We start from the raw sequence: 1497 nt of genomic DNA, 5'->3' as shown, positions 1-1497 counted from the left end.
GGCACCTTTCGTTTTCCCCGGCACGTTCCTGCCGCACTCCCGCGCCTGCCCCTCCCGGCCCGCCCCCTCCCGGCCGCCCGGACTCCGGCCCTTCCGCACCCCCGGTCCCGGCCCCCACCCGCCCGGTACCTCGCGCGACCACCTTGGTCTACGCTATGCGGTACTGACGTACCGCTTCGAGTACCACTTGGAGTCCGCCATGGCCGTCGACCGGCTCCTCCCCACCCAGGAGGCAGAGGACCTGATCTCGCTCACCCGCGAGATCGCCGACCGGGAACTGGCACCGCGTGTCGACCGGCACGAGAACGACGAGACCTACCCCGAGGGCCTGTTCGCCCTGCTCGGCAAGGCCGGCCTGCTCGGCCTGGCCTACCCCGAGGAGTACGGCGGCGGCGGCCAGCCGTACGAGGTGTACCTCCAGGTCCTCGAGGAGCTCGCCGCCCGCTGGGCCGCCGTCGCGGTGGCCACCAGCGTCCACACCCTGGCCTGCCACCCGCTCTACGCCTTCGGCACCGACGAGCAGAAGGGCCGCTGGCTGCCCGACATGCTGGCCGGCGCGGCGATCGGCGGCTACAGCCTCTCCGAGCCGCAGGCCGGTTCCGACGCCGCCTCGCTCAACTGCAAGGCCGAGGCGGTCGAGGGCGGCTACCGGATCACCGGCACCAAGGCGTGGATCACCCACGGCGGCAAGGCGGACTTCTACGCCCTCTTCGCCCGCACCGCCCCCGGCGCCAAGGGCGTCTCCTGCTTCCTCGCCCCGGGCGCGACGGAGGGCCTGACCTTCGGCAAGCCCGAGCGCAAGATGGGCCTGCAGGCCGTGCCCACCACCTCCGCCTTCTGGGACGGCGCGGTGCTCGACGCCGACCGCCTGATCGGCACCGAGGGCCAGGGCCTGCAGATCGCCTTCAGCGCGCTCGACAACGGCCGCCTCGGCATCGCCGCCTGCGCCACCGGCCTCGCCCAGGCCGCGCTGGACGCCGCGGTCGACTACGCCAACGAGCGCACCACCTTCGGCCGGAAGATCATCGACCACCAGGGCCTGGGCTTCCTGCTCGCCGACATGGCCGCCGCGGTCGACTCCGCCCGTGCGACCTACCTGGACGCGGCCCGCCGCCGCGACGCCGGCCGCCCGTTCAGCCGGCAGGCCAGCGTGGCCAAGCTGATCGCCACCGACGCCGCCATGAAGGTGACCACCGACGCCGTCCAGGTCCTCGGCGGGTACGGCTACACCCGCGACTTCCCGGTCGAGCGCCACATGCGCGAGGCGAAGATCATGCAGATCTTCGAGGGCACCAACCAGATCCAGCGCCTCGTCATCAGCCGCGGCCTCGCCCGCTGACCCGTCCCACCGCCACCGCCACCGCCACCGCCACCGAGGAGACTTCCATGGACATCGCCGGTTCCGCCGCCCTGGTCACCGGTGCCGCCTCGGGCCTGGGCGCGGCCACCGCCGCCGCCCTCGCCGCCCGCGGCGCCACCGTCTACGGGCTGGACCTG

The 1497-nt window shown here is 73.7% G+C and carries 1 protein-coding gene; it reads left to right on the top strand.

From position 1 onward, the window contains the following. Positions 1-199 precede the first annotated feature (199 nt). A complete protein-coding gene (locus tag ABZ641_RS36985) occupies positions 200-1339 on the top strand; it encodes an acyl-CoA dehydrogenase family protein (RefSeq protein ID WP_344621560.1) in 1140 nt (379 codons plus the stop codon). Positions 1340-1497 lie beyond the last annotated feature (158 nt).

This window comes from Kitasatospora sp. NPDC007106 (genome assembly GCF_040634455.1).
GTDB lineage: Bacteria > Actinomycetota > Actinomycetes > Streptomycetales > Streptomycetaceae > Kitasatospora > Kitasatospora arboriphila.
This window is presented reverse-complemented; position numbering and strand designations above follow the sequence as displayed.